This window comes from Methylobacterium sp. WL9, from assembly GCF_008040035.1.
Classification (GTDB): Bacteria; Pseudomonadota; Alphaproteobacteria; order Rhizobiales; family Beijerinckiaceae; genus Methylobacterium; species Methylobacterium thuringiense.
In genome coordinates this window covers 1-26,068 of the sequence record NZ_VRVE01000062.1, presented here as the reverse complement: position 1 = coordinate 26,068, position 26,068 = coordinate 1, and the positions used below count along the sequence as shown (strand labels likewise).

32 protein-coding genes are annotated in these 26,068 nt (G+C 68.8%); 14 read left to right on the top strand and 18 right to left on the bottom strand.

Translation table 11 applies throughout. The features are described 5' to 3' along the window. The 3 genes from FV217_RS16405 to FV217_RS16395 form a co-directional block, all read right to left on the bottom strand. On the bottom strand, positions 1 to 378 hold a 378-nt coding region (locus FV217_RS16405; protein ID WP_147818252.1), incomplete at its 3' end, for a UDP-3-O-acyl-N-acetylglucosamine deacetylase. 71 nt (positions 379 to 449) lie between these two features. Next, a complete protein-coding gene (locus FV217_RS16400) occupies positions 450 to 1,058 on the bottom strand; it encodes a flavin reductase family protein (RefSeq protein WP_147818251.1) in 609 nt (202 codons plus the stop codon). Between the two features lie 212 nt (positions 1,059 to 1,270). Then, entirely contained in the window at positions 1,271 to 1,834 is a 564-nt protein-coding gene (locus tag FV217_RS16395; protein ID WP_147818250.1) for a nitroreductase, read from the bottom strand. A 181-nt stretch (positions 1,835 to 2,015) separates the two neighbouring features. Between FV217_RS16395 and FV217_RS16390 the strand changes: the two genes are divergently transcribed. Beyond that, positions 2,016 to 2,888 carry a hypothetical protein gene (locus FV217_RS16390; RefSeq protein ID WP_238232133.1) on the top strand — a complete coding sequence of 291 codons (873 nt, stop codon included), beginning with the start codon at positions 2,016 to 2,018 and terminating at the stop codon, positions 2,886 to 2,888. Beyond that, positions 2,885 to 3,289 carry a hypothetical protein gene (locus FV217_RS16385; protein ID WP_147818248.1) on the top strand — a complete coding sequence of 135 codons (405 nt, stop codon included), beginning with the start codon at positions 2,885 to 2,887 and terminating at the stop codon, positions 3,287 to 3,289. Before FV217_RS16390 ends, FV217_RS16385 begins: the two co-directional genes overlap by 4 nt. Before the next feature lie 3 nt (positions 3,290 to 3,292). Here the strand turns inward: FV217_RS16385 and FV217_RS16380 are convergent, their stop codons facing one another. Together FV217_RS16380 and FV217_RS23705 are read right to left on the bottom strand one after the other, a co-directional pair. Continuing rightward, positions 3,293 to 4,144, bottom strand: coding sequence for a DMT family transporter (locus FV217_RS16380; protein ID WP_147818254.1), 852 nt, complete (start codon positions 4,142 to 4,144; stop codon positions 3,293 to 3,295). A gap of 82 nt (positions 4,145 to 4,226) precedes the next feature. Further along, positions 4,227 to 4,349 (bottom strand): hypothetical protein, encoded by a 123-nt coding sequence (locus FV217_RS23705; RefSeq protein WP_281407174.1) that lies wholly within the window; start codon positions 4,347 to 4,349, stop codon positions 4,227 to 4,229. A 141-nt stretch (positions 4,350 to 4,490) separates the two neighbouring features. Here FV217_RS23705 and FV217_RS16375 point away from each other — a divergent pair, with 141 nt between their 5' ends. From FV217_RS16375 to FV217_RS16365, 3 genes are read left to right on the top strand one after another with little or no spacing between them, the layout of a single operon-like run. After that, the gene (locus FV217_RS16375; protein ID WP_147818247.1) at positions 4,491 to 5,900 is read left to right on the top strand and encodes a PLP-dependent aminotransferase family protein; all 1,410 of its coding nucleotides are present in this window, start codon (positions 4,491 to 4,493) and stop codon (positions 5,898 to 5,900) included. 46 nt (positions 5,901 to 5,946) lie between these two features. Then, a complete protein-coding gene (locus tag FV217_RS16370) occupies positions 5,947 to 6,210 on the top strand; it encodes a DUF4160 domain-containing protein (protein ID WP_238232105.1) in 264 nt (87 codons plus the stop codon). Positions 6,211 to 6,220: 10 nt separating this feature from the next. After that, positions 6,221 to 6,721 carry a DUF2442 domain-containing protein gene (locus FV217_RS16365; protein WP_147818246.1) on the top strand — a complete coding sequence of 167 codons (501 nt, stop codon included), beginning with the start codon at positions 6,221 to 6,223 and terminating at the stop codon, positions 6,719 to 6,721. 12 nt (positions 6,722 to 6,733) lie between these two features. Here the strand turns inward: FV217_RS16365 and thrS are convergent, their stop codons facing one another. Further along, on the bottom strand, positions 6,734 to 8,761 hold the full coding sequence (gene thrS / locus FV217_RS16360) for a threonine--tRNA ligase (protein WP_147818245.1): 2,028 nt from the start codon (positions 8,759 to 8,761) through the stop codon (positions 6,734 to 6,736). A gap of 286 nt (positions 8,762 to 9,047) precedes the next feature. Here thrS and FV217_RS16355 point away from each other — a divergent pair, with 286 nt between their 5' ends. Both FV217_RS16355 and FV217_RS16350 read left to right on the top strand, forming a co-directional pair. Further along, a complete protein-coding gene (locus tag FV217_RS16355; protein ID WP_147818244.1) occupies positions 9,048 to 9,314 on the top strand; it encodes a UPF0175 family protein in 267 nt (88 codons plus the stop codon). 19 nt (positions 9,315 to 9,333) lie between these two features. Continuing rightward, a complete protein-coding gene (locus FV217_RS16350) occupies positions 9,334 to 9,804 on the top strand; it encodes a DUF3368 domain-containing protein (RefSeq protein WP_238232108.1) in 471 nt (156 codons plus the stop codon). On the opposite strand, the gene yidD is transcribed toward FV217_RS16350, so the two are convergent. Beyond that, positions 9,789 to 10,136, bottom strand: a complete 348-nt coding sequence (gene yidD, locus FV217_RS16345) for a membrane protein insertion efficiency factor YidD (RefSeq protein WP_147818242.1) — start codon at positions 10,134 to 10,136, stop codon at positions 9,789 to 9,791. The genes FV217_RS16350 and yidD overlap by 16 nt on opposite strands. A gap of 21 nt (positions 10,137 to 10,157) precedes the next feature. After that, positions 10,158 to 10,619 (bottom strand): iron-sulfur cluster assembly scaffold protein, encoded by a 462-nt coding sequence (locus FV217_RS16340; RefSeq protein WP_147818241.1) that lies wholly within the window; start codon positions 10,617 to 10,619, stop codon positions 10,158 to 10,160. Positions 10,620 to 10,803: 184 nt separating this feature from the next. Between FV217_RS16340 and folE the strand changes: the two genes are divergently transcribed. The 3 genes from folE (at position 10,804) to FV217_RS16325 (ending at position 13,208) form a co-directional block, all read left to right on the top strand. Next, positions 10,804 to 11,589: a GTP cyclohydrolase I FolE gene (gene folE / locus FV217_RS16335; protein WP_147818240.1), complete on the top strand. Its 786-nt coding sequence runs from the start codon at positions 10,804 to 10,806 to the stop codon at positions 11,587 to 11,589. A 43-nt stretch (positions 11,590 to 11,632) separates the two neighbouring features. Then, entirely contained in the window at positions 11,633 to 12,046 is a 414-nt protein-coding gene (hisI, locus tag FV217_RS16330; RefSeq protein WP_147818239.1) for a phosphoribosyl-AMP cyclohydrolase, read from the top strand. A gap of 115 nt (positions 12,047 to 12,161) precedes the next feature. Further along, the gene (locus tag FV217_RS16325; protein WP_147818238.1) at positions 12,162 to 13,208 is read left to right on the top strand and encodes a patatin-like phospholipase family protein; all 1,047 of its coding nucleotides are present in this window, start codon (positions 12,162 to 12,164) and stop codon (positions 13,206 to 13,208) included. 7 nt (positions 13,209 to 13,215) lie between these two features. Here FV217_RS16325 and FV217_RS16320 read toward each other — a convergent pair whose 3' ends face one another. After that, the gene (locus FV217_RS16320) at positions 13,216 to 13,647 is read right to left on the bottom strand and encodes a CBS domain-containing protein (protein WP_147818237.1); all 432 of its coding nucleotides are present in this window, start codon (positions 13,645 to 13,647) and stop codon (positions 13,216 to 13,218) included. 187 nt (positions 13,648 to 13,834) lie between these two features. Further along, positions 13,835 to 14,647, bottom strand: a complete 813-nt coding sequence (locus FV217_RS16315; RefSeq protein ID WP_147818236.1) for a rhomboid family intramembrane serine protease — start codon at positions 14,645 to 14,647, stop codon at positions 13,835 to 13,837. 470 nt (positions 14,648 to 15,117) lie between these two features. On the opposite strand from FV217_RS16315, the gene FV217_RS16310 reads away from it, so the two are divergent. From FV217_RS16310 to FV217_RS16295, 4 genes are all read left to right on the top strand, one after another. Next, positions 15,118 to 15,738 (top strand): PAS domain-containing protein, encoded by a 621-nt coding sequence (locus FV217_RS16310; RefSeq protein ID WP_147818235.1) that lies wholly within the window; start codon positions 15,118 to 15,120, stop codon positions 15,736 to 15,738. A 145-nt stretch (positions 15,739 to 15,883) separates the two neighbouring features. Further along, positions 15,884 to 16,516 (top strand): PilZ domain-containing protein, encoded by a 633-nt coding sequence (locus tag FV217_RS16305; protein ID WP_147818234.1) that lies wholly within the window; start codon positions 15,884 to 15,886, stop codon positions 16,514 to 16,516. A gap of 276 nt (positions 16,517 to 16,792) precedes the next feature. Continuing rightward, complete coding sequence (locus FV217_RS16300; RefSeq protein WP_147818233.1) at positions 16,793 to 17,437, top strand: transglutaminase-like cysteine peptidase; 645 nt, start codon at positions 16,793 to 16,795, stop codon at positions 17,435 to 17,437. 219 nt (positions 17,438 to 17,656) lie between these two features. Then, the gene (locus tag FV217_RS16295; RefSeq protein ID WP_147818232.1) at positions 17,657 to 18,346 is read left to right on the top strand and encodes a transglutaminase-like cysteine peptidase; all 690 of its coding nucleotides are present in this window, start codon (positions 17,657 to 17,659) and stop codon (positions 18,344 to 18,346) included. Positions 18,347 to 18,377: 31 nt separating this feature from the next. Here the strand turns inward: FV217_RS16295 and FV217_RS16290 are convergent, their stop codons facing one another. From FV217_RS16290 to FV217_RS16255, 8 genes are all read right to left on the bottom strand, one after another. After that, positions 18,378 to 18,707 (bottom strand): hypothetical protein, encoded by a 330-nt coding sequence (locus FV217_RS16290; RefSeq protein WP_147818231.1) that lies wholly within the window; start codon positions 18,705 to 18,707, stop codon positions 18,378 to 18,380. Between the two features lie 213 nt (positions 18,708 to 18,920). Beyond that, the gene (locus tag FV217_RS16285; protein WP_147818230.1) at positions 18,921 to 19,136 is read right to left on the bottom strand and encodes a DUF3126 family protein; all 216 of its coding nucleotides are present in this window, start codon (positions 19,134 to 19,136) and stop codon (positions 18,921 to 18,923) included. Between the two features lie 154 nt (positions 19,137 to 19,290). Next, a complete protein-coding gene (cysE, locus tag FV217_RS16280; protein ID WP_147818229.1) occupies positions 19,291 to 20,151 on the bottom strand; it encodes a serine O-acetyltransferase in 861 nt (286 codons plus the stop codon). A 399-nt stretch (positions 20,152 to 20,550) separates the two neighbouring features. Then, the gene (locus FV217_RS16275) at positions 20,551 to 21,459 is read right to left on the bottom strand and encodes a helix-turn-helix transcriptional regulator (RefSeq protein WP_147818228.1); all 909 of its coding nucleotides are present in this window, start codon (positions 21,457 to 21,459) and stop codon (positions 20,551 to 20,553) included. Positions 21,460 to 21,780: 321 nt separating this feature from the next. Next, positions 21,781 to 22,677: a transglycosylase SLT domain-containing protein gene (locus tag FV217_RS16270; protein WP_147818227.1), complete on the bottom strand. Its 897-nt coding sequence runs from the start codon at positions 22,675 to 22,677 to the stop codon at positions 21,781 to 21,783. A 179-nt stretch (positions 22,678 to 22,856) separates the two neighbouring features. Continuing rightward, positions 22,857 to 23,654, bottom strand: a complete 798-nt coding sequence (locus FV217_RS16265; protein ID WP_147818226.1) for an HAD family hydrolase — start codon at positions 23,652 to 23,654, stop codon at positions 22,857 to 22,859. Positions 23,655 to 23,672: 18 nt separating this feature from the next. Then, positions 23,673 to 24,191 carry a gluconokinase gene (locus FV217_RS16260; protein WP_147818225.1) on the bottom strand — a complete coding sequence of 173 codons (519 nt, stop codon included), beginning with the start codon at positions 24,189 to 24,191 and terminating at the stop codon, positions 23,673 to 23,675. 123 nt (positions 24,192 to 24,314) lie between these two features. Beyond that, complete coding sequence (locus tag FV217_RS16255) at positions 24,315 to 25,619, bottom strand: alpha/beta hydrolase (RefSeq protein ID WP_147818224.1); 1,305 nt, start codon at positions 25,617 to 25,619, stop codon at positions 24,315 to 24,317. Positions 25,620 to 26,068: the final 449 nt, after the last annotated feature.

The window sequence follows — 26,068 nt, the reverse complement described above, 5'->3', positions numbered from 1 at the left end:
GGCCTGCGACGCGATGCCGGCCCGTGCGATCCCCGCGCACCAGCCCCGCGCGCTGCCGTCGAGGATCGGCAGTTCGCGGCCCTCGACGCGCACCAGGGCGTTGTCGAGGCCGAAGGCCGAAAGGCTGGCGCAGAGATGCTCGACGGTGCGCAGGCTGCCGCCGTCGGGCAGCCTGAGCGCCGTGTTCAGCCGGCTCGGTGCGCGGTTTTCGTAGGAGAGGGCGACCGCCCCGCCGCCGCCCGCGACCTCGAAGCGGATGCCGTGCCCGGGCGCTGCCGGCGCGACGGTGACGCGGGCGAGCCGGTTGGTGTGCAGGCCGCGCCCGGAGACCGAGAACGGCGCCGCCAGGGTCGTCTCGTCATGCTGCGCGACGGGCAAGCGGCGCCCTCTTGAAAAGCCGAGATCTGAGACCCCGCGAATGCTGCGGAACTTCGGTGTACTGTTTTGCCCTACCCGCCGCCCTTCGGCCGTTCCAGCTCGAACCGGTTTTCGGATTCGATGCGGAAATAGTCGAAATAGCCGCCGCGCAGGATCGGCTGCATGGCGGCGGTGTCGACCCGGCCGTCGCGGACGAAGCGGTCGTCGACATAGATCGAGACCACCTGACCGATCACCAGGAAGCTGCCCGCCTTACCCCCGCCCAGCGGGACCAGCGGCACCGTCTGAAGCCATCGGCATTCGAGCGCCGCCGGCGACGCCGCCACCCGCGGCGGCCGCACCTTTCGCGATGGCGTCGTGGCCAGCCCGGCATGGTCGAACTCGCTGACGCCGCGCTCCAGCGGCGCGGAGGTGGCGTTGACCGCGTCGCGCAGCTCGTAGGTCGCGAGGCTGCAGACGAATTCGCCGCCTTCTTCCGCGAAGGTCATCGCGTCCTTGCGGCCGGTAGAGGAGAACATCACCATGTCCGGCTCGCCCGAGACGGCGTTGAAGAACGAGTACGGAGCGAGGTTGAGCCGGCCCGCCTTGTCCATCGCGCTGATCCAGCCGATCGGCCGCGGGGCCACGATCGCCTTGAGCGGGTTGTGCGGCAGCGTCCGCGCGTCGGCGTCGTAATGCATTGTCGGGCCTTCGCAGGTTTGCGGCGATCTTGCTTGCGGCCATCTGCCGTGGCGCAGGTCATCCCCTCCCCCTTGTGGGGAGGGGTCAGGGGTGGGGGTGGTTCAGGATCGAGCGGCGGTGGTTCCGCTTGCACCACCCCCACCACCTACCTCCTCCCCACAAGGGGGAGGAGAGCGCTTTCGTCGACGGCGAGGATCGCCTGCAAACGGTCTCAGAGCCGCGTGACGAGGTCGGCGAGAACCGGGCGCGGCCGGTCGCCCGGCACTTCCTGCGGGCGGCCGATATGGATGAAGCCGGCGATTTTTTCCGAGGGTTCGAGCCCGAGCGCGTCGAGGACGCGACGGTCGTAGGCGTACCACTCCGTCAGCCAGGAGGTGGCGTAGCCGGCCGCATTCGCGGCGATGACGAGGTTGGTGCAGACGGCCCCGGCCGAGAGCACCTGCTCCCATTCCGGAATTTTGACGTGCGGTCCGGCGCTGGAGACGACGCCGACCACGACGGGCGCATGGGCGAGCCGCCTGCGCTCCAAGTCGAGCCGTGCGGCATCGGCCCCGGGAAAGTCGGCGGCATGGGTCGCGGCGATGGTCTCGCCGACCGTCAGCCGCGCCTCGCCCTCGATCACGAGGAAGCGCCAGGGGACGAGCTTGCCGTGGTCCGGCACCCGCGCGGCGATGGTGAGCAGGTCGTCGAGCTCCTCCCGCGACGGGCCGGGGCCTTCGAGGCGCAGGGGCGGCACCGAGCGGCGCACGCGAAGCATGTCGAGGGTGGCGTTCATGGGATTCCGACGCGCTGTTCCGGCGGATCGGCCACGGCCATGCCGCCGCCATCGTCCGGTGGTAACGCCGTCTTGGCGCAGGGTCGCCGGATTGGCAATTGCGGGTATCGTCGCCCGCGGACGAGGTAGTTCTGGGATGCGGGGAGCCGGGATCTGGCGGGTGGTCGCGCTGCTGTTCGCGATGGCGGGCGGCGCATGGGCGCAGACGTCCGATCCCTTCGCCAACCCGGTCGGCGACCCCCTGCCCTCTCCCGGCATCACCAGCCCGATGCTGCCGCAGCCGGCCCCCGCCGAGAGCGAGGCCGACCTGTCCCTCTCGGCGACGCTGGCCGGAAACAGCCAGCCGCTCCGCTCGGGGCTGGCCTGGCGGATCTACGAGGATCGCGGTGTGGCCGGCAAACCGGCCATCGTCGCCCGCTCCAGCGATCCGGCACCGAGCTTCAAGCTCGCACCCGGCAGCTACGTCGCCACCGTCACCTACGGCTTCGCCAGCGCCTCCAAGCGGCTGACCATGTCCGGCTCGCCCGCTACCGAAGACCTGAAAGTGAGTGCCGGCGCGCTGAAGCTCTCGGGCGCCATCGGCGACCAGAAGATCGCGCCCGGCCAGCTCGCCTTCTCGATCTTCGTGCCGATCGGCACCAATTCGGAGGGCCGCCTCGTGCGGAGCGGCGTCAAGGCCGGCGAAGTCGTGCGGCTGCCCGAGGGCACCTATCACGTGGTCTCGACCTACGGGGAATCCAACGCGATCCAGCGCGCCGACCTCAAGGTCGAGAACGCCAAGGTCACCGATGCGACCCTGAACCACCGCGCCGCCACCGTGACCCTGAAGCTCGTCGCCGCCCCCGGCTCCGAGGCCTTCGCCGGTACCGCCTTTTCCGTGCTGACGCCCGGCGGCGACACCATCCGGGAGGCCATCGGCGCCTTTCCCTCGGTGACGCTGGCGGAGGGCGACTACGTGCTGATCGCCCGCCACGAGGGGCAGGTGTTCACTCGCGAGTTCAAGGTCGAGAGCGGCATGGACCGGGACATCGAAGTGGTGGCGAAGGCGTCATGAGATTCATCGATCGCGGCGTCCCCGCTGCTCTCCTGATGCTTGCCCTGGCCGCCGTTGCGCCTGCCTCGGGACAGAGCGTGACCGACGGCTCGGAGAGCGCCGTCGGTGCCGAGAACGCCGCTGCCGTGTTCGCGCTGATCGGCAAAGGCATGAAGGACCCCGCTTCGGCCCTCTATGCGCGATTGCGGCGAGGACGGGCCGGCGCGCTCTGCGGCGAGGTCGACGCCACCAACCGCATGGGCACGCATACCGGCCCCCGCCCCTTCGTAGCGGAGCCCGCGGGCGGCTTCGGCGGCATCGTCCCGGACGCGCCCGAACTGCGCAATCCGTCGAGCATGGCGCAGTATCAGGTGATGCAGCGTACGCTCGACCTGTATCGGGCGAACTGCGCCGCCGAGTAGGGCTCAGGCGAAGCGGCGCGCCCCGGCCACGCAGGCGATGACGGCGGCAGCGGCCAGCAGCATCGCGGGCTCGATCCGCTCGCCGAGCAGCAGGGCCGCGAAGGCGAAGCCGAGGAAGGGCTGCAGCAGCTGCAGCTGGCCGATCGCCGCGATGCCGCCGCGGGCGAGCGCCCGGTACCAGAACACGAAGCCGATCAGCATGCTGAACAGCGCGACGTAGGCGAGGCCAGCGAATGCCGGCAGCGGCGCCGTAGCCGGATCGGCCGGCATCCACAGCAGCGTCAGCGGCAGGGTCACGGGCAGCGCGAGGAGGTCCGCCCAGGCGATCACTTGCCAGCCGCCGAGCCGTTTCGCGAGTTTGCCGCCCTCCGCGTAGCCGAGGCCGCAGACCAGGATCGCGGCGAGCATCAGCCCGTCTCCCAGTCCCGAGAAGCCTGCGGTGTTGTGTGCGGCGTAGGCCACGGTGACGGCGCTGCCGAGGACGGAAAAAATCCAGAAGGCCCACGACGGACGCTCGCCGGCCCGCAGCGCCCCAGACAATGCTGTGGCGAGCGGCAGCAGCCCGATGAAGACGGCCGCATGCGCCGCGCCGACATGGCGCAACGCCAGGGCCGTGAGCAGCGGGAAGCCGACAACCACGCCGAGGGCGACGATGGCGAGCGAACCAAGATCGCCCCGCGCCGGCCGCCGCTGGCGCAACAGCAACAAAGCGGCCCCCGCTGCGATGCCGGCGATGGCTGCCCGCGCGGCCGTGAGAAAGAACGCATCGAAGCCGGTCAGCGCGAGACGCGTCGCTGGGAGCGAAGCGCTGAAGATCAGGATGCCGAGACAGCCGTCGACCAGGGCTCCCGACAGCGGAGAGGCGGCCGGCGCCGTCGGCGCGACCGCCTCGTGGAAGCCCGGCTTCGAAAGGGTGCCGACCCTTTGCGCCGCCACTCTACGAGAACGGAACGATCAGCGGCAGCGCCAGCGCGATGCCGGCCGCGAGGATCAGCACGTCGGCGAGACGCCGGGCGACCCAGGCGTTGCGCCCGGACGGGCTGGTATCGGTACGGGTCATGGCCTGGCTCCTGCAGTTCGTCTGTGGTCGCAGGATGCCGTCCGTGCGACTTTGCCGACAGGCACGGTTGCAGTACGATCCGGCCAAACTGTACGGGACAAACATCCGTACGGTTGCTCACGCCATACGGGAGCGAGGGCGATGGCGGATGGCGCACCGACCACATTCGCGGAGCCCGGCCTCACCCGCGTCGAGGCGGTGATGGCGGCGATCGAGCGGCGTATCGACGGGCGGGCCATGGCGGCCGGCGCCCGCCTGCCCTCGGTGCGCGCCTTCGCCGACACGATGCAGGTCTCGAAATCGACGGTCGTCGAGGCCTACGACCGGCTGCTGGCCCAAGGCTCCATCGTCTCGCGGCCCGGCTCCGGCTTCTACGTCGCCGGCAAGCCGCAGCCGCTCAGCCTCGCCGCGATCGGCCCCCGCCTCGACCGCGAGGTGGACCCGCTCTGGATCGCGCGCCAATCGCTGGAGACCGGCGACGACGTGCTCAAGCCCGGCTGCGGCTGGCTGCCGGCCGACTGGATGCCGGAGGAGGGCCTGCGCCGCGCCTCACGCCAGGTCGCCCGCGACCGCGGTGCCAGCCTGACCTGCTACGACACGCCCCTCGGCCTCGCGCCCCTGCGCCAGCAGCTCGCCCGGCGCCTGACCGAGCGCGGCATCCTCGCCCATCCCGACCAGATCGTGCTGACCGATTCGGCGACGCACGCCCTCGACCTGATCTGCCGGTTCCTGGTCGAGCCCGGCGACACCGTGCTCGTCGACGACCCCTGCTACTTCAATTTCCACGCCCTGCTGCGGGCCCACCGGGTCGAGGTGGTCGGCGTACCTTTCGGCGATGCCGGACCGGATCTCGCCGCCTTCGAGCAGGCGCTCACGGAGCACAAGCCGCGGTTCTACCTGACGAATTCAGGGCTCCACAATCCGAACGGCGCCTCCCTCGGCCCGGCCGCGGTACACCGGATCCTGCGGCTCGCCGAGGCGCACGACACGCTCATCGTCGAGGACGACATCTATGCCGACTTCGAGGCCGAGCCCGGCCCGCGGCTGGCCGGCTTCGACGGGCTGGAGCGGGTGATCCATATCGGCGGCTTCTCGAAGACGCTCTCGGCCGCCGCCCGCATCGGCGTGATCGCGATCCGCTCCGACTGGGTCGAGCGCCTCGTCGACCTCAAGCTCGCGGTCTGCCTCAGCAACAGCCACCTCGCGGCCGCCCTGATCCACCGTTTCCTGGCCGACGGCAGCTATCGGCACCATCTCGAATCGGTTCGCACCCGGCTGGCGGACTCTCGGGGAACGACCCTGAAGCGGCTCGTCGCGGCGGGCTTGAGCGTGCCCTTCGTGCCCACCGCCGGGATGTTCCTCTGGGCCCGCCTGCCGGACGGCCTCGACGCGGCCGAGGTCTCGCGCCGGGCGCTGGCCAAGGGCGTCGTGCTCGCCCCCGGCAACGTCTTCAGCCTCGGCCAGAACGCCGCGGACCACCTGCGCTTCAACGTGGCGCAATGCGCGGACAAGCGGGTGTTCGACGTGTTGGAGGCGGCGATGGCGGGGTGAGGCCGAAGGCAATCTTTTCATCGTCCGAAATCCGGACTATGTTTGAGTGTCCGACGGAGGCGTGGCGATGGGCAAGCTGCACCAGTTCGGCAAGGTCTTCATCCGGGTCTACGCCAACGATCACCTGCCGCCGCATTTCCACATCGTGTCGCCGGACGACGAGGCCCTGGTGGAGATTGCCACGCTCGACATTCTCGCAGGTGCTCTGCCGAGCAGGGTCGCCAAGAAGGCCCTCGCCTGGGCCGCTGACAACAAGGCCGTGATCGCAGCCGAGTGGAACCGTATCAATCCCCGCTTCCCCATCGACTGAGGAGAGACCGATGACGTCCCCGGTGCCTCGGATTACGGACATCGCCGCCACGGGCCCGACGCAACTCCGTGTCGCTTGGCGGGATGGCGTGGACACGCTCGTCGATCTCGCCGGCTGGATCGCGACGGGTGACGACGTGCTCGCCCCGTTGCGCGATGCTGTCATGTTCGCGGCTGCGCGCATCGGCGAGTACGGCGCGAGCCTCGCATGGGGTGATGAGGACGGCGATCTCGCCATCGATGCATTTCACCTGCGTCAGATCGCGACGGAGCAGGCGAATGCCGGCACGTTCCAGCCGGCGGCATGGCAGGCCGAATTGCGGCTTTCCAATCAGGAGGTGGCCGATTTCCTCGGGCTCAGCCTCAGCACCTGGAACGCCTACAAAGCCGGCGCCAGGGTGCCGACGCCGACCGCGATGCTGTGCGGAGCTGCTCTACGAGATCCGATCCTGCTGCACGCCCATTTCAAGCCGCGTCGGGCTGGGCGCCCGCGAAAGGCGCCCGCACCCTAAACCGATCCCTGCCTACGGCGCCGCGCGCTCCTCGTGCTGCCCGTCGAGGGTGACGTTCTCGCTCGGCACCGAGTCCACCACGGCCTCCGCCCGCCGCAGGTCAGGCGACGTCGCTTCCTCGACGAAGGACGCCACCGCCTCGGCCAGCGACAGCGACTTGGTGTGCTGGCTGCCGAGCCGGCGGATCGAGACGGTGCGCTCCTCGGCCTCGCGTCGTCCGAGGGCGAGCAGCACCGGCACCTTGGCCAGCGAATGCTCGCGGACCTTGTAGTTGATCTTCTCGTTGCGCAGGTCGGCCTCGACCCGGAGCCCGGCCCGCCGCAGCGTGCGGATCACCTCGTGGGCGTAGTCGTCCGCCTCCTGAGTGATCGTGGCCACCACCACCTGCACCGGCGAGAGCCAGAGCGGGAAATGTCCGGCGAAATGCTCGATCAGGATACCGGTGAAGCGCTCCATCGAGCCGCAGATCGCGCGGTGGACCATCACCGGCGGAATCTTGTTGCTCTCGCCGTCGATGTAGAAGGCGCCGAAGCGTTCCGGCAGGTTGAAGTCGACCTGCGTGGTGCCGCATTGCCAGTCGCGGCCGATGGCGTCGCGTAGGACGTACTCGAACTTCGGGCCGTAGAAGGCGCCCTCCCCCGGGTTCACCGCCGTGGTGATGCGCCCGCCGGACTGCTCCTCGATCTGCGCGAGCACGCGGGTCATGACCTCTTCGGCGTGGTCCCAGAGCGCGTCGGAGCCGACGCGCTTCTCCGGCCGCGTCGAGAGCTTCACGACGATGCGGTCGAAGCCGAAATCGGCGTAGGTGCTCAGGATCAAATCGTTGATCTTCAGACACTCGTCGGCGAGCTGGTCCTCGGTGCAGAACACGTGCGCGTCGTCCTGCGTGAAGCCGCGCACGCGCATCAGCCCGTGCATGGCGCCGGACGGCTCGTAGCGGTGGACGACGCCGAACTCGGCCATGCGGAGCGGCAGGTCGCGGTAGGACTTCAGGCCGTGCTTGAAGATCTGGACGTGGCCGGGGCAGTTCATCGGCTTCAGCGCGAACCAGCGCTTGTCCTCGGCCTCGTCGCCGGCACTTTGGGCCGCGAACATGTTTTCGCGGTACCAGTCCCAGTGGCCCGAAGTCTCCCAGAGCGCCTTGTCGAGGATCTGCGGGGCGTTGACCTCCTGGTACTCGCCCTTCAGGCGGCGGCGCATGTAGGCGATGAGCTCCTGGAAGATCGTCCAGCCCTTGGCGTGCCAGAACACGACGCCCGGCCCCTCCTCCTGGAAGTGGAAGAGATCCATCTCGCGTCCCAGCCGCCGGTGGTCGCGGCGCTCGGCCTCCTCCAGGCGGTGGAGATAGGCGTCGAGGTCCTCCTTGGTGGCCCAGGCGGTGCCGTAGATGCGCGTCAGCATCGGATTGTTGGAATCGCCGCGCCAATAGGCGCCGGCGACCTTCATCAGCTTGAAGGCCGTGCCGATCTTGCCCGTCGAGGTCATGTGCGGGCCGCGGCAGAGGTCGAACCACTCGCCCTGGCGGTAGATCTTCAGATCCTCGCCGGGCGGAATCGCGTCGACCAGCTCGACCTTGTAGGTCTCGCCCCGGTCGGCGAAGAGCTGCTTGACGTCGTCGCGCTTCCAGACTTCCCGCGTGAACGGCGCGTCGCGAGAAATGATCTCGCGCATCTTCGCCTCGATCTTCGGAAAGTCCTCCGGCGTGAAGGGCTCGGCCTTGGCGAAGTCGTAGTAGAAGCCGTTCTCGATCACCGGGCCGATCGTCACCTGCGTGCCCGGCCACATGGCCTGCACGGCCTCGGCCAGCACGTGCGCCGTGTCGTGGCGGATCAGCTCCAGCGCGCGCGAGTCGTCGCGGCCCAGGAACTCGATCGCGGCATCGCGTTCGATCAGGTCGCCGAGATCGGTGACGACGCCGTCGAGCGCCATGGCGACGGTGCGCTTCGCCAGCGACTTCGCGATGCCCTCGACGACGGCGCGGCCGGTGACGGCTTCGTCGAAAGCGCGCGTGTTGCCGTCGGGGAATGTCAGGATGGGCATATCGGTGTCCTTGCTCACTCCTGCGAACGCGGCAGGTAAGCGGGTTTTGGATGTTCGCGTCGGGACGCGGCGCGGGGTTTAGACCGATTTCGAGTGAGAGGAAAACCGGCAGGCGATCTCGCATGGGGCTGCTGCCCGTCGCTGCGTAACCGTTCCAGCTCGCTTCAGAGGCACGAGATGCCAGACAGGCCGAGATGGGCCGCAGTTACCCCGATTTCAGCATTGCCGGCCGATCTGGTCGCGTCCGTCTCCCATGCTATGCTGATCGAGCGGTCCGGAGGCTGAGATGAACATCACCGTGCCCATTCCCGACGATCTCGCCCTCAAGCTCGCGGCAGCCGATGGCGGCGAGCTTGCGCGACGGGCGCTCGAGGCGTTCGCGACAGACGAATATCGACGCGGACGACTGACCGAGTCCGAATTGCGCCGGCTCCTCGGCCTCGACACACGCTATGCCCTCGACGGATTTCTGAAGGCGCGCAACGTATACCTCGCCTACGACGGCGAGGATCTGGAGCGAGATCGAAGCGACCTTGCCCGGCTCGGCTTCTGATCCGACGGCGCGCACCGTCGTGAGCGACACCGGTCCGCTCAACTACCTCGTGCTGATCGATCACGCCCACGTTCTGAAGCCCCTGTTCGGCAGCCTTCTCATACCGGAGGCCGTCCGCAGAGAATTGGGCCACCCGGGCGCGCCGGCACGCGTACAGACTTGGATCGCTGCATCGCCGGGATGGCTGTCAGTTCATCCCGATAGCGCCGACACGGATGCGACCCTGCACCGTCTCGGCGACGGCGAACGTCAGGCCATCGTCCTTGCGCGGGCGCGAGCAGCAACGCTGATTCTGATGGACGATCGGGCCGGCGTTGCAGCGGCGCGCGCCATGGGCTCCGTTGTGATCGGCACGCTCGGTATCATCGATCTGGCCGCGCGCCGCGGGCTGCTCGACGTCGCGCAAGCCGTAGCGCGCCTGCGAAACACGAATTTCCGCTGCAGGCCGAGTCTCTTGTTCGACCTGCTCGCCCGTCATCGTGCATCATGAGGCTTTGAGGGCTCGCGCGGCTCGACCGCCTCGCACACGAACGGCGAGGCCGGAGCCTCGACCCCGCGCCAGCGCCCGTAGCGCCACGGCAGCCACCACCTGGCCCGCCCGGGCACCCGTTCCGGCACCAGATCGATCCCGTGCGTACCGAACGGTCCGCAGCGGCAGACCCGCGAAAATCCGATCCAGCCGCCGGCCCAGAGGCCGTGCCGGGCAATCGCGGTATCCGTGTACTCGGAGCAGGAGGGCCAGTGTCGGCACTGGCGGCCGATCAGGCTCGACAGGGTGAGCTGGTAGCCGCGGATCGCCCAATGCGCGGCCCTGCGCACCATCACCGAAGACTCCGCACCGCCCTATTCGGCGGCCTCGGCCGATGCGGCCTTGCGGGCGGCGATCTGGTCGAGGGCGTTCACCACCGCGTCGAAGGTGAGCAGCGTCGAGGCGTGGCGGGCACGGAAATCGCGCACCGGCTCCAGGACGGCGAGGTCGGCCCAGGTGCCGTCGGGCGGCAGGCCGTTTTCCTTCAGCATGGCGCGCATCCGCTCGCGCACCGCGCGCAGCTCGTCGGCGGTGGCGCCGACCACGTGGCGAGCCATCAGCGAGGACGAGGCCTGGCCCAGCGCGCAGGCTTTCACCTCGTGGCCGAAGTCGGTGACCGTGGTGCCGGCGGCGTCGGTGACGAGATCCACCGTCACGGTCGATCCGCAGAGCCGAGAATGAGCGCTCGCGCTCGCATCGGGCGCATCGAGACGCCCGAGCCGCGGGATATCCGCGGCGAGTTCGAGGATGCGGCGGTTGTAGATGTCGTCGAGCATCAGAATTCTGCTGGAAGCCGGATCCGCGTTCGGTGCATTGCGCGAATGCCCCATAACGTCGATATAGGCGCAGAGCCGCCGTTCCGCGAGGACGGCACGTCGTTCCAGGTCGTGCCCCGACCGGCGCCGCCGGATCCAAAGGGGCACCGGCACCTTGTATGAGTGATGCCGGCGGGACCCGACGATGTACGCCAAGCCCGACAGCACCACGATGAAGGCCCGTGTCGCGCGGGCGGGAGATGCCATGGATGCCGCGCTCAAGTCCCTGTCCTACGGCATGAGCGACGAGAACCGGCGCGCGGACGCCATAGCCCTGATGCGCAACGACAACGACGCCCGCTCCGATGTCGCGCCGCTGCCGGATTCGGCACAGCGCGTTCCGAACGAGATCGCGCTTGCCCGCCCGAGCCGCCAGGAGGCCGAGGCCGCCGTGCGCACCCTGTTGCGCTGGGCCGGCGACGACCCGACCCGCGAGGGCCTGATCGATACCCCGGCGCGGGTGGCCAAGGCCTACGAGCAGCTATTCTCCGGCTACAAGATGGATGCCGACGCCCTGTTGGAGCGGGTCTTCGAAGAGGTCGAAGGCTATTCGGACGTCGTGTTGGTGCGCGACATCCCGTTCTATTCCCATTGCGAGCACCACATGGTGCCGTTCATGGGGCTGGCGCATGTCGCCTACTACCCGTCGAAGGGCGTCGTCGGCCTGTCGAAGCTCGCCCGCGTGGTCGACGCCTTCGCCAAGCGCCTGCAGACGCAGGAGACCATGACGGCGCAGATCGCCGACACCATCGAATCGATCCTGAAGCCCCGCGGCTGCGCCGTGATGATCGAGGCCGAGCATCTCTGCATGGCGATGCGCGGCGTCCAGAAGGCCGGCGTCTCGACAATCACCACCCAGTTCCGCGGCGTCTACAAGGACGACGCCAGCGAGCAGGTCCGCTTCCTCACCCTCGTGCGCAACAAGCCGTAGCGCTTCGGTTTTCGCGCGCCGCTTCCATTTGCGACACGCCAAAATGACAAAAGAATTCGCAGCGCCGGGGACGCGGGCCGAGGTCGAGGAAGGCGCGGTGCTGACGCCGCGCTTCGGCGCGGACGGTCTCGTCGCCTGCATCGCCGTCGACGCCCATGACGGCGCGGTGCTGATGCTGGCGCACATGAACGCCGAGTCGCTGGCGCGCACCCTCGAGACCGGCGAGGCCTGGTACTGGTCGCGCTCGCGCAGCGAACTCTGGCACAAGGGCGCGACCTCCGGACAAGTCCAGCGCGTCGTCGAGATGCGGGTCGACTGCGACCAGGACGCCCTGCTGATCCGGGTCGATGTCGGCGGGGACGGCGGCTGCTGCCACACTGGGCGGCGCTCGTGCTTCTATCGCAGCGTGACGTTTGGGACTGGAAGCGCGGCGGCGCTCGTTCCGGCCGGGCCGTGAGACCGACGGCCGCCAGCACCGACTCTTCCAGCGATCGGCTGTCGGCAAGCGCAACTGCGCGCCGCCGCTCGTGCGGCGGACAGCCATCGCGGCGTCAGCGTCGAGCGCCACAAGGATGAGTCCCCGCGCGGCCCTGCAGGTCCAAAGTTTCCCCGAGGGCGTCGTCGAGCCCGTCGAGGCACCGCGTCCGCGTGCACCGCGGGTCGGGCTGGCGCTCGGCGGCGGTTCGGCGCGGGGCTGGGCGCATATCGGGGTGATCGAGGCGCTGCAGGAGGCCGGCATCGTACCCGAGATCGTCGCGGGCTGTTCGATCGGTGCGGTGGTCGGGGGGGCCTACGCGGCGGGCAAGCTCGACCGGCTGAAGGCTTTTGCGCTCTCGCTCACCAAGCGCCGGGTGATGGGCCTCGTCGACCTGCGGATCGCCGGGTCGGGCCTGATCGCCGGCGAGCGTCTGGCCCGCCGCCTCGCGCAGGAACTCGACGGGCGCCGGATCGAGGCGCTGCCGGTGGCCTTCGCCTGCGTCGCCACCGAACTCGGTACCGGCCACGAGGTGTGGCTGACCAACGGCCCGCTGGTCGAGTCCGTGCGCGCCTCCTACGCGATTCCCGGCCTCTTCCCGCCGGTGTCGCTCGATTCCCGCCTGCTGATGGACGGCACCCTGGTCAACCCGGTGCCGGTGCGGCTGGCCCGCGAACTCGGGGCGGACGTGGTGATCTGCGTCAACCTCGCCTGCGATCCGCGGGTGCGCGGCTCGCTGATCCGTCCGGAGGCGCCGCCGGACGAGGATGACGCGCTGGAAGCGGAACTCGAACACGTCGTGGAGACCCGGAGCCGCTGGGCGCTGCTGCGCGGTGCGGGGCTCCGCATCGTCGGCCGGGGCGCCCCGCGCCCCCGTCCCGCCACCAAGTCATCGGGTGAAAAATCCGGAGCGCCCGGCGCGGCGCGGGTGATGTTCGACGCCTTCAACATCACGCAGGACCGCATCTCGCGAGCCCGCCTCGCGACGGACCCGCCCGACGTGATGGTCAGCCCGCGGCTCGCCGCCATGGGCCTGTTCGAGTTCCACCGGGCCGCGGAGGGCATTGCGCTGGGACACGAGGCCGGGCGCGCGGCGCTGCCGGAGATCCGCCGGATGATCGAGGGGGCTGCCGCGCGCGTGTAGAGATCAATCAGGCGAGCGTGATGTAGTCGCGCATCGCCTGGTAGTCGGCCTCCACCGCTGCGATGCGCCGCTTCACCACGTCGCCGATGGAGATGACGCCCGCGAGATGGCCGTCCTCGATCACCGGCAGGTGGCGGAAGCGTCCGTCGGTCATCAGTTCCATCACCTCTTCGATGGTCGTGGCGCGGGTGCAGGTGGTGACCTTGGCGGTCATGTAGCGGGAGACGGGGGCGTCGAAGGCGGCGGCGCCGGCCTCGGCCAGCGCCCGCATCACGTCGCGCTCGGACAGGATGCCGAGGACGTTGGCGTCCGCGTCGCTCACGATGACGGCGCCGATGCGCTTCTCGGCGAGCAGATGGATCGCTTCGTCGATCGTGCGGTGCGGTGGCACCGTGGTGACGGCGGTGCCCTTCTCGGCAAGGATGCGTGCAACGGTCATGGTGTTGGTGTCCTCCCTGGACACGGCACCGTCAGCCCACGGCGCCACGAAGTTCGCCGGCCGGGTTGGCCCCGGCTCATCACGCGATAGTGTGGCGCTTGCGCCGACATGGCAAGCGCCTGTGGAAGCGCCGGATCGGCCGTTCTCCGGAAAAATCGACGTCGCGCGCCGGGCGCTCGGCCTGCCCTCAGCTCCGGCGCGGCTCCAGCAGCGGCAGCAGGAAGAAGCCGGCCAGAAACCCGCCGAGATGCGCGTCCCAGGCGATCGGGCCGTCGCCCGCCCCGAGGGGCAGGGAGATGAGCCCGAAGAGCAGGTTCGTGCCGAGCCAGATGCCGAGGAACAGCACCGCGTTCCGGTTTCGCAGGAGTTCGGGGATCGTCTCCAGCGGCGGCTGTGCTGCGACTTGCCAGGCCATGGCCGGGCGATAGGCCGGCGGCGGCCGGAACACGAAGCGGGCCGCCGCCGCCATCAAGGCGGAGATGCCGGCGGAGGCGCCGACCAGCGGCATCGCGCTCAAGGGGTCGATGAAGAGGTGGAAGGCGGCCCCCGCCACGACCCCGACCAGCGCCAGGACCCCGTAGCGCCAGGCCCCGTAGCGGCGCACGACCGGAGAGCCGAAGGCGGCGAGCCAGACCACGTTGAAGATCACGTGCATCCAGGAGCCGTGCAGCAGCCCGTAGCTCGCGAAGGTCCACGGCATCGCCGAGGATTCCGAGACGAGCGCGCGGGCGAAATCCTGCCGGGCGGCGACCATGGACGGGTCGCTCAACCCTTCCCCCGCAGCCTGAACGATGGCCTGTGCCTTGGCGGGATCGAGGGCCACGGTCCACCGCGCCGGGATGAAGGCGAGGTCGATGAGCGCCTGGATGTCCCAGAGGTCGGGCAGCACTTGCCGGATCGCGTGAATGCCGACGAGTACCGCGATCGAGGCGGTGACGACGCCCGGCATGTTGAAGACGGGCACGCGGTTCTGGCGTGGCAGATCGGGGGAAGCATCCATGCCGCCACCATGTCGGGGCCGGCGGCCTTGCCGCAAGAGCCGCGTGCGCAAACGCGTCGACAGCCCGCATCATGCGACAAAAAAAGGGGAGAGCGTCACCGCCCTCCCCTGAACGAAGGAGATCGTCCCGCATTCGCGGTGCCGCGCGTTCGAGCGCGTGGCATCCCGCACCAACCGGGTCCGATCCCTCCAAGGACACATCGCAAGCTGTGGATCGGGACCGCAAGGGTATCGGGGTGCCGCTGGGGAGCGGCGGGTCTCGATCCGACGCTTCGATCCTCACCGAACGGAGCTGCGTACGCAATCGCAACACTCTCTTAACCTTAACGAAAACTTAAGAGAGCCCGTCGCGTCGGGCCGGCATAGGGTGTGCGCCGGGCTCGTCAAACGCCAAAGGCCCGGCCCGGTCTGACCCGACGATCGACGATCCCGAGACAGGCCGAGCGCAGCCGTATCGATCCGGAACACCCATGAAGCACCCGACGAGCCGCCTGCTCCACGCCTACTGGGACCGCCTGCGCGGCGAGCGCGCCGCACCGGAGCGCAGCGAGATCGAGCCCGGCGAGATCCGCAACCTGCTGGCCGACAGCCTGATCCTCGAAATCGAGCCGCAACGATGCCACGCCTCGGTGCGGCTCGCCGGCACCCGCCTCTGCGCCCTGTTCGGGCGGGAATTGCGTGGCTCCGCCTTCTCCGATCTCTGGGGCGATGCCGAGGGTGAGGCCGCCCAGGGCTCGTGGCGGCTGGTGGAGACGGTGGCGATGGACACCGTCGGGGTCGTGGCCGGCCTCAAGGGCCACACCGCTCGCGGCGAGACGATCGACCTCGAACTCCTGCTGCTGCCGCTGCGTCATCGCGGACTGACGCAAGCCCGGATGCTCGGCGCATTGAGCCCCCATTGCGTGCCGGCCTGGCTCGGCCTGCAGCCGGTGACCCGCGTCGAGGTGACGTCCCTGCGGGTCCTCGAGTCGGCGGCGATCCCCGACGCGGCGGAGTTGCCTGCCGACATGCCGGCACCCGCCAACGACCCCCTGCCCGTCCGCCGCGGCCATCTGATGGTTCACGAGGGCGGGCGCCTCTCACGGACCTAGCCGGCTGGCGACTCAACGTGGAGAGGTGCATCTTTTCGGCAATCTCTGTGGTGCCTGCATTGCCGCGTCTTGGAACAAGCCTTTCGTAACCCTCTGGATCTAAGCCTTGAGGACCGATTCTGCGTTTGCTGGACAACACCCCGATATGAGCGAGGCCGCTGCCGCGATCGCCGAAGCCGTCGGGACGCGTCCGCTCCGCGGCTCCGATCTGCGTCGCCACCAGCGGGTCCCCGTCGCCCTGCTCGGGCGCTACATGCTGTCCGACCGCCGCGAGTACCCCTGCCAGACCGTCGACATGTCGCCGGGCGGCGTGAAAATCACCTGCGCCGTCCTCGGTGAGGTCGGCGAGCGCGTCGTGTTCTATCTCGAGCAGATCGGCCGGGTCGAAGGCGTCATCGCGCGCCATCCCGGCTCCGGCGGCCTCGCCGCTCGCTTCAACGCCTCGCCGCGCAAGCGCGACAAGATCGCCTCGCAGCTCACCTGGCTCGCCAACCGCGAGTTCCTCGGCCTGCCCGAGGGCCGGACGCACGAGCGCCTGACGCCGCTCAACCCCGTCGTGACCCTCCGCCTCGAAAGCGGCCGCGAACTGACTGCACGCGTCATCGACATCTCGATGTCCGGCGTCGCGATCGCCACGGAGACGGTGCCGCCGCTCGGGACCAGCGTCATGGTCGGCAGCACGCCCGGCCGGGTCGTGCGCTACTTCGAGGGCGGTATCGGCGCGCAGTTCATGCTGCCGATCTCCGCCGACCGGTTCCACGAGGGTATCCGGCTCTGAGCTGCCTCGGCGGGCTTGGACGTTTTTTCCGATTTTGCGACCGAGCTGACGATCTTTGCCGGAGCCGCCGGCCGTTCAGACGCGGCTTCGACGCCGTCATGGTGTGCAGCGCCTAAACGCATCTCCGAAAAATTGGCGCAAATCCACATCCATCGATTCGGCGTGCCGCGCGGTCGGAACCAAGCTCCCGGAATTGCATAAAATTGCGCGCATTCGCTTCAGCGCACCGGAGCGGATGCGGCTGCAACGTGGCCCTCGTTCGAAGGGGTGTCCGCGATGTGCAGCGCAGGGATCGTCAAGGCCGGGATCGCGGGGCTCTTCGTCGGGCTCGTGCTTCTCGCCGGCTGCGCCGGGGCCGAGGCTCGCGAGCAAGGCGTCGCCGCCCTCCCCGCGGTCTCCGCCGGCGCGGTGCCGATCGGGGCGGCCCGTCCGATCCTTGCCTGGACCGAATTCTGCAGATCCTATGCGGCCGAATGCGCCCTCGATCCGAGCGAGCCGGCCCGCATCGCGCTGAGCCCCTCCGTCTGGTCGCTGGTCGCTTCGGTCAACCGCAAGGTCAACCGCAGCCTGCGGGCTCAGACCGATCAGGAACATTGGGGCGTGCCCGACCGCTGGGATCTCGCCGAGGACGGCGTCGGGGATTGCGAGGACTTCCAGTTGCTCAAGCGCCGTCTCCTCGCCGAGGCCGGCCTGCCCCGCCGGGCCATGCGCATGACCGTCGTCATCGACGAGAAGGGCGAGGGCCACGCCGTACTGACCCTGATCACCGACCGCGGCGACTACGTGCTCGACAACAAGACCGGCGCCGTGATGGCGTGGCACGAGACCGGCTACACCTTCATCAAGCGTGAAAGCCAGGATGCGGTGGCTTGGGTCTCCCTCGGCGGCGTCACCTCGCCGGTGGTTACCGCCAACCGGTAGACCCCTTTCGAACGCAGGGGATCCGGCTCGTCGATAGACGTCGTCTCGCGACACGAGGTGTCCGCGATCCGTGTGGCCGGCTTGCAAGGGCTGACGCCGACGTCCCGTCCCGAGACGGGAAACGACCCGATCGCTTCAAGATCGCTTAACTTTGCTGTTGAGCCTGGGCCTCGGCCGTGCAAGCTTTGCCGTTGGGTCATTGCGGCAGGGCTTCGGGTCATGCTTTACGCGGTTCAAGGCAGCGTCGGCGGCGCGTCGCCGGTCGTCCGCGCCGCGGTGCGCCGCCGCCTTCGCCGGGCCGCCCATCTCTCCATCGTCGGCGCGGCGCTGCTTCTCGGCACGGCCGCAACGCAGGCACGGCCCGCGATACGTCTTCCCGAGATCGGCACCAGCATCGACGACGGCCAGGCGGCCCGGCCGGTCGCCGCGTGGAGCGAGTTCTGCGCGCGCATGCCCGGCGAGTGCAGCATCGACCCGTCCGAGCCTACGCAGATCACACTGACCCCGGCGGTCTGGCGTCTGCTCGCAGCCGTGAACCGGCGGGTCAACCAGAAGATCAGGCCGGTGACCGACATGGAGCACTGGGGCGTCGTCGATCGCTGGGACTATCCCGACGACGGATTCGGCGATTGCGAGGACATCCAGCTGCTGAAACGCCGCATCCTGGTGGAACGCCGCCTTCCCCGCCGGGCGCTACGCATGACGGTGGTGATCGACGAGATCGGCGAGGGGCACGCGGTGCTGATGGTGCGCACCGACCGCGGCGACCTGATCCTCGACAACAAGACCAGCGCGGTGCTGCCCTGGCAGCGCACGGGCTACAGCTTCGTCAAGCGCGAGGGTCAGGATGGACAGGCCTGGGTGTCGCTCAACAACGGCACCTCGCCGGTGACGACCGCGAACCGGTGAGTTTTTAGGTCTCGGCGGGGCTCGGCAGCTCTCAGGCGCCGACGACGAGATGGGCGAGGTCGACGGCGACCCGGCCCGACATCAGGCTCCAGCCGCAGGCGACCATCGTCGCGATCATGACGAAGGGGATCGGCCTCTGCTCAAGGCGGCGGCCCCGCATCGTGTTGCGCAGGATGATGAAGGGGGCCGTGAAGGCCAGCATCGGCACGGCAGCCAACGCCGAGACGCCGCCGGCCTCCAGAAGCTGGAAACTCGCCTTGCGCTCCGTGAACAGCTCGAACGCGCTGGCGAGAAGTCCCGCCAGCGCGAGCCCGACGAACAGGGTTTGGAGGGAGTCGAGGGCGGCTGGGCTGACGGTCATGACGCAACGGCTCCACCGGGAGGAGACACGCAGTCTGACCGAGGATTTACGATCTGTTAAGCAATACCCGCCCGGAGGGTAAACGCCGTCCGGGAGGACTGTGGATGGCTTTGGCACGGTGCCGGGTCGCCACGCGACCGGGCACCACGCTCAGCAATCAGTTTGGCGCGCACTTCCAGGCCGAACGGGTATCCAGCTTTGGCAAGGCGTGCGTCAGGCCTCTTCCTCAAGGTCGATGTCCAAGATCGCCATGCGGAACTGGTAGGAATCGTCCCCATCCTCCTTGTCGTCGGAGATGACGCCGATGGATTCCTCGCCGATGAACACCTCGGCCGAGTCGCCCATCTTCATGGCGACGACGCGGATGTTGGTGTTGGCGAACTTGCGGCGAAGATAATCCTGCAGCGTCGTGGCTTCGTTCTTGTTCAAGGGCTCGAGCCTTTCTGAGCGTTCGGCGGATCCCGCCCGCGACCCGCGCGCGCCGATGAGGGCGATGGGGCGAAGCGGGAGCGATCGTCGGCCCTCCCCTGTGGACGGCCGGAATGCCCGCAGAGCTAAGGCCGGCCAGCCGTCTCGGCAAGCATCAGATGCCGCCGGCGATGTCGATGTAGTCCGTCATCGCGACCAGCTGGTCCATGGAACGTGCCGGCTCGGCGCAGCCGGCGGTTCCGACGACGCGGGCCGGCACGCCGACGACGGTCGTGTGCGGCGGAACCGGACGCAGCACCACCGAGCCGGCTGCGACGCGGGCGCAGGCCCCCACCTCGATGTTGCCCAAGATCTTGGCGCCGGCCCCGATCATGACGCCCCGCCGGATCTTCGGATGGCGGTCGCCACCCTGCTTGCCCGTGCCGCCGAGCGTCACCGCGTGCAGGATCGAGACGTCGTCCTCGATCACCGCGGTGGAGCCGACGACGAGGCCGGTGGCGTGGTCGAGGAAGACGCCGCGGCCGATCCGGGCAGCCGGGTGGATGTCGGTCTGGAACACCTCCGACGATCGGCTCTGCAGGTAGAGCGCCAGATCGCGCCGGCCCTGGTTCCAGTACCAGTGGGCGAGACGGTGGGCCTGGAGGGCATGGAATCCCTTGAAGTAGAGCACCGGCTCCAGCGCCCGCGTGGTCGCCGGATCGCGGTCCATCACCGCGGCGATGTCGGCGCGAATGCTGCGGCCGAGCTCGGGATCGCCCTCGAAGGCCTCCCGAAAGCCGTGGGCGACGAGGTCGGCCGGCAGCGAGGCATGGCCGAGGCGCGTCGCCACGCGATGGGCGACCGCGGCCTCCAGACTGTGATGATTGAGGATCGTCGCGACGAAGAACGAGGCGAGCTGCGGTTCGTCGCGCACGACGATCTCGGCCTCGCTACGCACACGGCTCCACAGCGGGTCGACGACGCCAGCGACGGCGTCCGATGCCCGGTTCTGGCTCAGCGCAGGACTGGCAGACATGCCTTCCTCCTCGGAAACTAGATCACGCGTCGTTTTGATCGAATCGATCAAAACGCAGAAAACGTGATCGATTCAAAAGTTGAGAGCAGGCTTCGCGTGAAAAACCGTTGCCACTTTTTCGCAGCCTGCTCTAGGGGCGGGACGGTCCTCCGGCCGGTACCACCCTAGCCTGTCCCGAATAACGATCTGCCAGCGCTCGCCCGTTCTACGACGGTCGGCGGCGTTGGTTCGGCACGGCTGGAGAACCAGCTCCTTCGTGCCGTGTGGACTGGAAGTGATTGCAAGGTTGCGTTGCGTCAAGGCCCGCCAGGGTCGCCGCGCCAGCCCAGGTCATCCGTCGATCACCGCACGGCGCATGGCGGGAGGCTGGCGAGGTGTACGGCGTCGCGACGACCTTCGTCAGGCGCTACGCCGGTGCGACTCCGTGGCCGGCTCGATCGACGGTACACGCACGTCGATCATGGCGATCAGACGGTCGAGCATGGTTGCGACGGGCACACCGGAGGTGTCGACCGTCGCCGAGGCCCGGGCATAGAGCGGCTCGCGGCTGAGCAGCACCGAGCGCAGATCCTCCAGGGCGGTGGCGTGATCGCCCGTCGATTCCAGTTGGCCCTGATCGCGCACCCGCTGCATGTGCTCCTCGGGGCGAGCCTGGAGCCAGATCGTCACGAAGGATTGCAGCAGCAGGTCGTAGGTCAGCGGCTCGGCGACGATGCTGCCGCTGGTGGCGAGAATCAACGGGCCGGGATGCGCGGTCAGGCGGCGGAGCGCTCGCTGCTCGAGCCGGCGATAGCCCTCCTGGCCGTAGATCGCGTAGATTTCCTTCACCGACAGCGCGTTCTCGCGCTCGATCTCGGCATTGAGTTCGACGAAGGTCCAGCCCAGACGCTCGGCGGCGAGGCGCCCGAGCGTCGATTTGCCGGCGCCGCGAAGGCCCACCAGCGCTACGCGGATCCCGCCGCTTTGCCCCGCCTGCTGAGGCGAAGTTCCCGACAGCACGGATTTGGCTAGGGCCACCTGCTCGGGAGACGCCTCGCGCAGCAGGTCGCGGATCAGCCTCCATTCGGGCGAAGAGTCCTGGCCTGCGATCATGTCGTCGAGGCGCACGCCCATGGCGTTGGCGACCCGCCGCAGCAGGATGATCGAGACGTTGCCTTGTCCGCTCTCGAGTTGCGCGATGTAGCGCTCCGACAGGCCGGACGTCTGGGACAGGAGTTTGCGCGAGAGTCCCCGCACGGTCCGGGCATCGCGCACGCGACGGCCGAGTTCGCTCAGGAAGATCGCTTCGGGTTCCACCACGCCGGTCATGGCGCCATCAGCCTCTTATGCATCGCGACACCACACCCGGGATCGGGTTCCGTCGTCGACGCGACCTCGACCCCACTGCGTTGCAATCGGCGGACCACGATGCCCGCACCGGCGCGGGCGTCACGGTCGCGCGAGCCGCCGCGACCCCATCCACCGACATGGTCGCGTTCGTGCTGCATCGCAATAGTGGATTTTCGGGAGTGTCTGTTCAGGGCGCTCGACGCAATCTGCGCCTGAGCGGGATACCCATGCGTTTCTTGCCGGGAACAAACGGTGTGAACGGCCGCGCAGAACCTTGACGCTACCCTCTGGGTCTTCGGGCTACTGGGCAGCAGGGAGTGCAGTGGCCTCCAGCACCTCAGCCGGCGCCGTCGTCCTGCGGGCGGTCGTCACGGGTCGGGCCATCGACGCGAGCATGGTGGCGGCGGGACGGCGCGGCGGCAACGGCACCTCGACGAGGTCGGCGGAGGCGACGATCGCATTCTGGGCGGGCGCGGCCTGAACCGGTACGCCTGCGGCCATCGGAGCTGCTGCGACCTGGACGGGAGTCTCTGCGTGAGCCGGGGCGGTATCGCCGCCGAGGGTGGCCGGGCGGCGCGGCGGTAGCGGAACCTCGACGGGGCCGACCGAACCGGACGGGGCGGCATAGGCGAGTGCGGTGGTTCCGGCGATGCCGGCCCGCGGATCGGCCGAGGCCATCTGGACGGGGGCCGCATTCTGACCGGAGCGGAGGCCGAACAGCTTGGAGAAGTCGTTGGAGGAACTCGCGGTCTGCACCGCCCCGGAGGCGGGCACCTCGTCCGGCACCGCCGTTTCGATGCCGAGCTTCTTGGCTGCGTAGTAGAAGCCGCGGTTGTAGTAGCGATAGGCCTGATCGATGTCGCCCTTGGCCAGACGATAGGCGGTGGCGAGATAGGCGATGCCGTATTTCAGGTTGGTCTCGGGGTCGTAGAGACCGGAGGCGTCGCCGGTGTAGCCCATGCCCCGGGCCGTGGCGTGCTTGATCTGCATCAGCCCGAGCGCCGAGCCGCCCCTGGCCCGCGGATTATAGTTGCTCTCGCGCTTGACCACCCTGTGCACGAAAGCGGCCGGCACCTTGTTGGCCTTGGCCTGCTGCTCGATCAGCGCGTCGATGTTGTCGTGCGGGCCGTTGCTCTGAGCGAAAGCCGGCAGAGGGGCGGCAAAGACCATGGCGGCAAGCACGAGGCGCGTCTGCATTTCCGGCACGATCCAGTTCGGTGTGTCGGCCCTCCGTCGGATCGGATACGGCCACGGTCTCACCGAAGCTTGGTCGTGTCGAAATGAGGCCGTAAAGCGGCCTCGCCGGGCCGGATGTCGCCAGCGTAGCCGTTCGCCGGATCCCTGTGTCGAGAAGGGCACAGACCTCGCCGGATGGCTCAGCCCAGCACGATCCGCTCGATCGCCTGGGCGAAACCGTCTTCGTCGTTGGATGCCGTGACCGCGGAGGCTGCGGCCCGCACCTCCGCCTTCGCATTGCCCATGGCGATCGACCGGCCGCTCACGCGGAACATCGCCACGTCGTTGCCGGCATCCCCAAGGGTCGCGATCCGTGCGGGGGCTATCCCGAGACGGCGGCTCATCTCCAGCACGAAGCCGCCCTTGCTCACCCCCGGCGGCGTGATGTCGAGATAGTAGGCCTGCGAGCGCTCGATTGCCGCGCGCTCCCCCAGCGCCGCCGAGAGTTGTGATTCGACGCGGGCGAGCTCGTCGGCATCGCCGCTGACGCCGACGATTTTCTGGGCCTTGCCGAGCAGCGGGCCGAGGTCGCTCACGACCGTCGGTTCGACGCCGAGCGTCCTGCGTTCGAGGTCTGCATAGGGTGCCCCCGGATCGCGCAGGGTCCAGGTGCCGTCGGCAAACACCCAGACGTCGATGCCGGCCCGCAGCAGATGGTCGACGGCCTCCCGCGCCGTACTTTCGGGGATCGTCGTCTGCGAGAACGGCACGAGGTCCGGTCCGACGAGCGTACCGCCGTTGAAGGCGCCCATCGGCAGGCGGAGGTTCAGCGGTTCGACCAGCGCCTTGAAGCCGATCGGCGGCCGGGCCGAGGCGACCGTGAAGGCGATGCCGGCGGCGTCCAGGCGCTTCACCGCGTCGATCGTCGCGGGCGTCAGCCGCTTGTCCGTGGTGACAAGCGTGCCGTCGACGTCCGAGACCACGAGGGCGATGTTCATGCGTCGCATCCTGTCGCGTCAGGAGGCCTGCGAGACCCCCAATCGGATGGCGATGGCCGCCGCGACGGCGTCCGGTCCGTCGTCGATCCCGACGGTGATGGGACGCTCCTCGGGGCCGGGAGGTTCCAGGGCCGCGAACTGGCTGTCGAGGAGTTCGGCCGGCATGAAATGGCCGCGGCGCCGTTTCAGGCGCTCGCCGATGAGCGCCCGGCTGCCCTCCAGATAGACGATCCGGATATCCGGCCGGTCCTGCACCAGGGCGTCGCGATAGGAGCGGCGAAGCGCCGAACAGACGATGACGCCGCTCGTCCCGGCCGCGAGCCGTGCGTCGATCCAGGCGCGGATCAAGGCGAGCCAGGGCTTGCGGTCGGCGTCGTCGAGGGCGTGGCCCGTGTGCATCCGGGCGATGTGTTCAGGGGTATGGAAATCGTCGCCGTCGACGAAAACCCAGCCGAGGCGTCGCGCGAGCAGCTCCGCCACCGTGCTCTTGCCGGAACCGGACACGCCCATCACCACGAGCACCATCGGATCCGGCATGCCTCCTCCTCGCGACGCGCCGGGAGACCGCCTCCCGCCCTAGAACACGCTGCGTTTTGATCGTTTCAAGAGTTGAGAGCAGGCTTCGCGCGAAAAACCGTTGCCACTTTTTCGCAGCCTGCTCTAGGCGGCAACCGTCTCGCACGGGAGCGCGACTGCGGTCGAGGGCTTGGGCCATGCGACGAGGGCACGCTCGCGCAGGGTCTGCGGCCCGAGCGTGATCGCGAAGAAGTCGTAGGCGCCGCGCCGGTCGTTCGACATCAGGAATTGGAAGTGCATCCGGAACGGGCGAAACCGGACCTTCCGATAGGTCTCGTCGTCGATGATCTCGCGGAAGCGGGCGGAGCGGATGATCGGGTTGGCGACCACCGGGTCCGGCCCGAGCTGCAGGTCGAGGTCGTGGAGTGGATTGAAGTGCGGGAAGTTCAGCCAGTCCTGCGGCGCCACGTAGTCGACCCAGACGATCCTCCGCGATTGAACGAGGCTGGCGATGTCGGTACGCACGCGACCGGCCTGGGGCTGGAGCGCCACCAGGGGCAGGCCGGAGCCGAGGGTGGCGAGCGACAGGATCGGGCCGCGCGTGCCGATCTCCGGGTCGCGCGCAAGGAGCCGGGCGGCGACCTCGACCGCCGTCAGGCCGCCGCTCGAATGTCCGACGATCAGGATTTCGTCGATCGCCTCCCCGTTCCGCGCGAACCCGTCGAGGCGCGCCGCGACGTGATCGGTGAAGACGTCGAGCCGCGCCCGGTAGTCGGGCCGCCGGCCCTGGCCGTGCTGCCAGTGGAACACCCAGTCGTTCAGGATCTGCCAGAAGAAGATGCGATTGAGCAGCGCCTCCATCGCCCGGACCCAGCCGAGCCCGACCGCGATGCCGAGGGGGATCGTAGCCCAGGTGGGCAGGTGCACAGAATGCGCATACCAATCGCCGAGATGGGCGTGGACGAGGAGCGCCAGGAGCGCGGTCACCACACCGAGTAGCATCAGCATCACGAAGGGGTAGATGATGATGTTCCCGTACTTCCAGTTGAGCCGGTAGAACGTGAACAGCTTGCCCCGGACCAGCGCATGCAATGTGCCGATGACGAGGAGCGCGACGCTGATGAATCGCGAACGCGCCGCGTCGCGCGCGACGATGTCGTCCCAGAACAGCACGTCGTAGCTGGCCTCGGCGCCCCCCGTGGCGGTATGGGCCTTGACGGTCCAGCTCTGCACGAGGCCATCTTCCGAAAGGGTGGCGCGACTGATCTCGCGCTTGCCCTCGCCGAAGCGCTTGGCGTGGCGCAGCAACTCCCTCACGAAGAGCAGGCGATAGCGCGTGCGCGCTTCCGGATCGTAGCCCGGCAGATAGAAGACATGGCGGCGGCGGATCGGCGCGGTCACGCGCTGATCGGGCAGATCCGGCGGCGTGTAGCTGACGGGCTTGTTCATCGATCCCGACCGGCGACGGCCGCTCTCTGCAATCGAACGTCGTCGATCCCTGTTGGCCGAGGACGGCAATATTGCGGCCTTCAGTCTTTGCCGTGACAGAATTCTGTCGAGGCGCAGATAGGCGGAAGCCCTGGGTTTACATCGGCTCCGCCGGCCACGCTGTGGGAATCGGGGAGCGCGAGCTCCGTACGCCGGTCCTCGGATCACTGTGACTGCCTCGCCACGGACAGGCTCGGTGGTTTGGGCTAGGCAGCAGGTCCAAGGAAACCGACAGGCCATCCTGTATGCGCTCCATTCCCCTTGCCCTATGCGTCGCGCTGGCGGCCTCGGGCTGCTCGTATCTGCCGGCGTCTGGTCCGACGTCGCGTGCGATCGTGGACGGGGCGGACGTCGCGACGCCCCAGGGGGTGTATGCGCGCTACGAGCTGATCGACGTCGACCCGGCGATC

What these genes read in the sequence shown, in the direction of transcription:
- FV217_RS16400 (WP_147818251.1), bottom strand. Translation starts at nt 1,058, where the DNA reads ATGCATTACGACGCCGACGCGCGGACGCTGCCGCACAACCCGCTCAAG.
- FV217_RS16395 (WP_147818250.1), bottom strand. Translation starts at nt 1,834, where the DNA reads ATGAACGCCACCCTCGACATGCTTCGCGTGCGCCGCTCGGTGCCGCCC.
- FV217_RS16390 (WP_238232133.1), top strand. Translation starts at nt 2,016, where the DNA reads ATGGCGGGCGGCGCATGGGCGCAGACGTCCGATCCCTTCGCCAACCCG.
- FV217_RS16385 (WP_147818248.1), top strand. Translation starts at nt 2,885, where the DNA reads ATGAGATTCATCGATCGCGGCGTCCCCGCTGCTCTCCTGATGCTTGCC.
- FV217_RS23705 (WP_281407174.1), bottom strand. Translation starts at nt 4,349, where the DNA reads ATGACCCGTACCGATACCAGCCCGTCCGGGCGCAACGCCTGGGTCGCC.
- FV217_RS16375 (WP_147818247.1), top strand. Translation starts at nt 4,491, where the DNA reads ATGGCGGATGGCGCACCGACCACATTCGCGGAGCCCGGCCTCACCCGC.
- FV217_RS16365 (WP_147818246.1), top strand. Translation starts at nt 6,221, where the DNA reads ATGACGTCCCCGGTGCCTCGGATTACGGACATCGCCGCCACGGGCCCG.
- thrS (WP_147818245.1), bottom strand. Translation starts at nt 8,761, where the DNA reads ATGCCCATCCTGACATTCCCCGACGGCAACACGCGCGCTTTCGACGAA.
- FV217_RS16355 (WP_147818244.1), top strand. Translation starts at nt 9,048, where the DNA reads ATGAACATCACCGTGCCCATTCCCGACGATCTCGCCCTCAAGCTCGCG.
- yidD (WP_147818242.1), bottom strand. Translation starts at nt 10,136, where the DNA reads ATGGTGCGCAGGGCCGCGCATTGGGCGATCCGCGGCTACCAGCTCACC.
- FV217_RS16340 (WP_147818241.1), bottom strand. Translation starts at nt 10,619, where the DNA reads ATGCTCGACGACATCTACAACCGCCGCATCCTCGAACTCGCCGCGGAT.
- folE (WP_147818240.1), top strand. Translation starts at nt 10,804, where the DNA reads ATGTACGCCAAGCCCGACAGCACCACGATGAAGGCCCGTGTCGCGCGG.
- hisI (WP_147818239.1), top strand. Translation starts at nt 11,633, where the DNA reads ATGACAAAAGAATTCGCAGCGCCGGGGACGCGGGCCGAGGTCGAGGAA.
- FV217_RS16325 (WP_147818238.1), top strand. Translation starts at nt 12,162, where the DNA reads ATGAGTCCCCGCGCGGCCCTGCAGGTCCAAAGTTTCCCCGAGGGCGTC.
- FV217_RS16320 (WP_147818237.1), bottom strand. Translation starts at nt 13,647, where the DNA reads ATGACCGTTGCACGCATCCTTGCCGAGAAGGGCACCGCCGTCACCACG.
- FV217_RS16315 (WP_147818236.1), bottom strand. Translation starts at nt 14,647, where the DNA reads ATGGATGCTTCCCCCGATCTGCCACGCCAGAACCGCGTGCCCGTCTTC.
- FV217_RS16310 (WP_147818235.1), top strand. Translation starts at nt 15,118, where the DNA reads ATGAAGCACCCGACGAGCCGCCTGCTCCACGCCTACTGGGACCGCCTG.
- FV217_RS16305 (WP_147818234.1), top strand. Translation starts at nt 15,884, where the DNA reads ATGAGCGAGGCCGCTGCCGCGATCGCCGAAGCCGTCGGGACGCGTCCG.
- FV217_RS16300 (WP_147818233.1), top strand. Translation starts at nt 16,793, where the DNA reads ATGTGCAGCGCAGGGATCGTCAAGGCCGGGATCGCGGGGCTCTTCGTC.
- FV217_RS16295 (WP_147818232.1), top strand. Translation starts at nt 17,657, where the DNA reads ATGCTTTACGCGGTTCAAGGCAGCGTCGGCGGCGCGTCGCCGGTCGTC.
- FV217_RS16290 (WP_147818231.1), bottom strand. Translation starts at nt 18,707, where the DNA reads ATGACCGTCAGCCCAGCCGCCCTCGACTCCCTCCAAACCCTGTTCGTC.
- cysE (WP_147818229.1), bottom strand. Translation starts at nt 20,151, where the DNA reads ATGTCTGCCAGTCCTGCGCTGAGCCAGAACCGGGCATCGGACGCCGTC.
- FV217_RS16275 (WP_147818228.1), bottom strand. Translation starts at nt 21,459, where the DNA reads ATGACCGGCGTGGTGGAACCCGAAGCGATCTTCCTGAGCGAACTCGGC.
- FV217_RS16270 (WP_147818227.1), bottom strand. Translation starts at nt 22,677, where the DNA reads ATGCAGACGCGCCTCGTGCTTGCCGCCATGGTCTTTGCCGCCCCTCTG.
- FV217_RS16265 (WP_147818226.1), bottom strand. Translation starts at nt 23,654, where the DNA reads ATGAACATCGCCCTCGTGGTCTCGGACGTCGACGGCACGCTTGTCACC.
- FV217_RS16260 (WP_147818225.1), bottom strand. Translation starts at nt 24,191, where the DNA reads ATGCCGGATCCGATGGTGCTCGTGGTGATGGGCGTGTCCGGTTCCGGC.
- FV217_RS16255 (WP_147818224.1), bottom strand. Translation starts at nt 25,619, where the DNA reads ATGAACAAGCCCGTCAGCTACACGCCGCCGGATCTGCCCGATCAGCGC.